The following is a 3169-nucleotide window of genomic DNA, read 5'->3' on the forward strand; positions in this document are numbered from 1 at the left end:
CCGGACCGCTCCCGGCACCATGGTGGGCGGGGCGGACGCCCAGGCCCTCGACGTCCGCGACGCAGCCACCCGCGACCGCACGGTGATCGTCCCGGCAATTCTGGCCGTGATCCTGGCAGTGCTCTACGTGCTGCTGCGTTCAGCGCTCGCGCCCCCGATCCTGCTGGGCGCCACGATCCTCGGCGCGCTGGCCGCCCTCGGCGCGGGCGGCTGGTCGGGCAGCCACGTCTTCGGATTCCCGGCGCTGGACAACAGCACACCGTTGTTCGCGTTTCTGTTCCTGGCCGCACTCGGCGTCGACTACACCATCTTCCTGGTCACCCGCGCCCGCGAGGAAGCCGCTCGGCACGGCGCACGCGAGGGCATGGTCCGCGCGGTGGCGGCGACGGGCGGGGTGATCACCAGCGCGGGAATCGTTCTGGCGGCTGTCTTCTGCGTACTGGCGGTGTTGCCGCTGATCGTGCTGACCCAGCTGGGCATCATCGTAGGGGTGGGCATCCTGCTCGACACGTTCGTCGTGCGCACCTTGGTCATCCCCGCGCTGTTCGCCCTCGCCGGCGCGAACATCTGGTGGCCCGCCGATCCACACCGTGCCGAAAGTGTTGAACCCCGACAAGAACGGAGCAGATCATGAACAGGTCGATACTGGCTGCCACCTCGCTGGCCGTCGCCGCCGCCGCCGGCACCGGAGGCATCGCCAGCCCGAAACGGGTGCCCGCCTGGTACTCGCGGCTGCGCAAGCCGCGCTATCAGCCGCCCCGGGTCGCGTTCCCGGTGGTGTGGACCACCCTCTATGGGGACATCGCCGCCGCCTCAGCAGTGACCATCGACCGGTTTCGCGCAGCCGGACAGGACGACCGGGCGCGCGCCTACATGGCCGCGCTCGGTGTCAACCTGACACTCAACGCGGGATGGAGTTGGCTGTTCTTCCGGTACCACAAACTCGGCGCGTCCGCCGTGGGCGCCGCGGTGCTGGCGGCCAGCAGCGCCGACCTCGCCCGTCGCGCCGCGCAGGCCGACCCCAAGGCCGGGCTGGCACTGGCGCCCTACCCGCTGTGGTGCACCTTCGCTACCGTCCTGGCCGCCCACATCTGGCGGCTCAACCGCTGAGCGGAGCGGCGAAAAGTGCCGACACTGTTATGGTTTCGCCGCGATCTGCGACTGGGTGATCATCCTGCCCTGGCCGCCGCCGCCGCGGACCGCGGCGAGGTGCTCGCCTGCTTCGTGCTCGACCCGCGGCTGGAGGCGTCGTCGGGGCGCCGCCGCCTCCAGTTCCTGGGCGACTCGCTGCGCCGGCTGCGCGAGGACCTCGACGGCCGGTTGCTGGTGACCCGTGGCCGTCCCGAGGAGCGGATTCCGCGGATCGCCCAGGAGATCGACGCGACGGCGGTGCATGTCTCACAGGACTTCGCGCCATTCGGACGGCGCCGCGACGATCGGGTACGCGCGGCCCTGGATCCGGTACCTGTGGTGGCCACGGGCTCGCCGTACCTGGTTTCGCCGGGGCGGGTCACCAAGCCGGACGGCACCCCCTACCGCGTGTTCACCCCCTTCTTCCACCGGTGGCGCGACGTCGGTTGGCGGGGCCCCGCGCGTTCCGGCGCCGCCGCGGCGCACTGGATCGATCCGGCGCGGCTGCGGGCCGAGCAGTGCCAGATCCCCGACCCCGGCGCGGCTCTGGACCTCGCCGCCGGGGAGCGGGCCGCGCTGCAGACATGGGAGGCGTTCCTGCACACCGGGCTGCAGCACTACGCGCAGGACCGCAACCGGCCCGACATCGGGGGCACCAGCCGGATGTCGGCGCACCTGAAGTTCGGCACCATCCATCCCCGCACCCTGGCCGCCGAGTTGGACCTGAGTGACGGCGGAGCGCAGGCGTACTTGCGGGAGTTGGCATTCCGCGATTTCTACGCCGACGTGCTCTATCACTGGCCGGCCAGCGCCTGGCGCAACTGGAACCGCGACTTCGACGACATCCGGATCGACGGCGGAGCCGAGGCGAAACGCCGCTTCGAGTGCTGGAAGGCCGGCAGGACCGGTTTCCCGTTCGTCGACGCCGGCATGCGGCAGCTGCGCGAAACCGGCTTCCTGCACAACCGGCTGCGGATGGTCGTCGCGTCGTTTCTAGTCAAAGACCTTCACCTGCCCTGGCAGTGGGGCGCCGAGTGGTTCCTGGACCAGCTTGTGGACGGCGACGTGGCCAACAACCAGCACGGCTGGCAGTGGAGCGCAGGCTGCGGCACCGACGCCGCACCCTACTTTCGGGTGTTCAACCCCGCCACGCAGGGCGAGAAGTTCGACCCCGCGGGCGACTACATCCGGCGCTGGGTTCCCGAACTGGCCGGCGTCGACGACGTACACCTACGCAAAGGCGAACGCCCCCCGGGGTATCCGGAGCCGATCGTCGACCACACTGCCGAGCGGGCCGAGGCGCTGCGCCGCTATCGCGGCCTCGGCTGATCCGGGCCGCTACCAGCAGCTCAGCGAGCCGCCTTCTTGCGTTCGATGTCGGCCAGCGCCGCGGCCCGCTCGGCGCGCTGGTCGGCCGAGCTCTCCCAGGCCAGCCGGCGGTTCTTGACCACCTTGGCCGGCGCGCCGACGGCGATCGAGAAGTCGGGGATGACGCCGCGGACCACCGCGTGCGAGCCCAGCACGCAGCCCCGCCCGATGGCGGTGCCGCGCAGCACCGTCGCCTTGACCCCGACCCAGGTGTCCTGACCGATCCGGACCGGGGACTTGATGATGCCCTGATCCTTGATCGGCACGGTGATGTCGTCCATACGGTGGTCGAAATCGCAGACGTAGCACCAGTCGGCGATGAGCACCGAATCGCCGAGCTCGATGTCCAGGTAGCAGTTGATGACGTTGTCACGGCCCAGCACCACCTTGTCGCCGAACCGCAGCGAGCCCTCGTGGGCGCGGATGGTGTTCTTATCCCCGATGTGCACCCAGCGGCCGATCTCGAGCTGGGCCAACTCCGGTGTCGCGTGGATCTCGACATCCTTGCCCAAGAACACCATCCCGCGGGTGATGATGTGCGGGTTGGCCAGCTTGAACCTGAGCAGCCGCCAATAGCGCACCAGGTACCACGGGGTGTAGGCGCGGTTGGCCAGCACCCACCGCAGCGAAGCCGGCGTGAGGAACCTGGCCTGGCGTGGGTCACGTATCC

General features: G+C 70.1%; 4 protein-coding genes. 3 read left to right on the forward strand and 1 reads right to left on the reverse strand.

The features are described 5' to 3' along the window. The 3 genes from AC2VOK_RS15830 to AC2VOK_RS15840 all read left to right on the forward strand — a co-directional run. The coding region (locus tag AC2VOK_RS15830; RefSeq protein ID WP_428901336.1) for an MMPL family transporter at positions 1-634 on the forward strand (634 nt) is incomplete at its 5' end. Continuing rightward, positions 631-1110, forward strand: a complete 480-nt coding sequence (locus AC2VOK_RS15835) for a TspO/MBR family protein (protein ID WP_428901337.1) — start codon at positions 631-633, stop codon at positions 1108-1110. The genes AC2VOK_RS15830 and AC2VOK_RS15835, both read left to right, overlap by 4 nt. 15 nt (positions 1111-1125) lie before the next feature. After that, positions 1126-2460, forward strand: coding sequence for a cryptochrome/photolyase family protein (locus tag AC2VOK_RS15840; protein ID WP_428901338.1), 1335 nt, complete (start codon positions 1126-1128; stop codon positions 2458-2460). 20 nt (positions 2461-2480) lie between these two features. Here the strand turns inward: AC2VOK_RS15840 and AC2VOK_RS15845 are convergent, their stop codons facing one another. Beyond that, positions 2481-3167 (reverse strand): acyltransferase, encoded by a 687-nt coding sequence (locus AC2VOK_RS15845; protein WP_428901339.1) that lies wholly within the window; start codon positions 3165-3167, stop codon positions 2481-2483. Positions 3168-3169: the final 2 nt, after the last annotated feature.

The sequence above is a fragment of the Mycobacterium sp. TH-M116 genome (assembly GCF_057473685.1).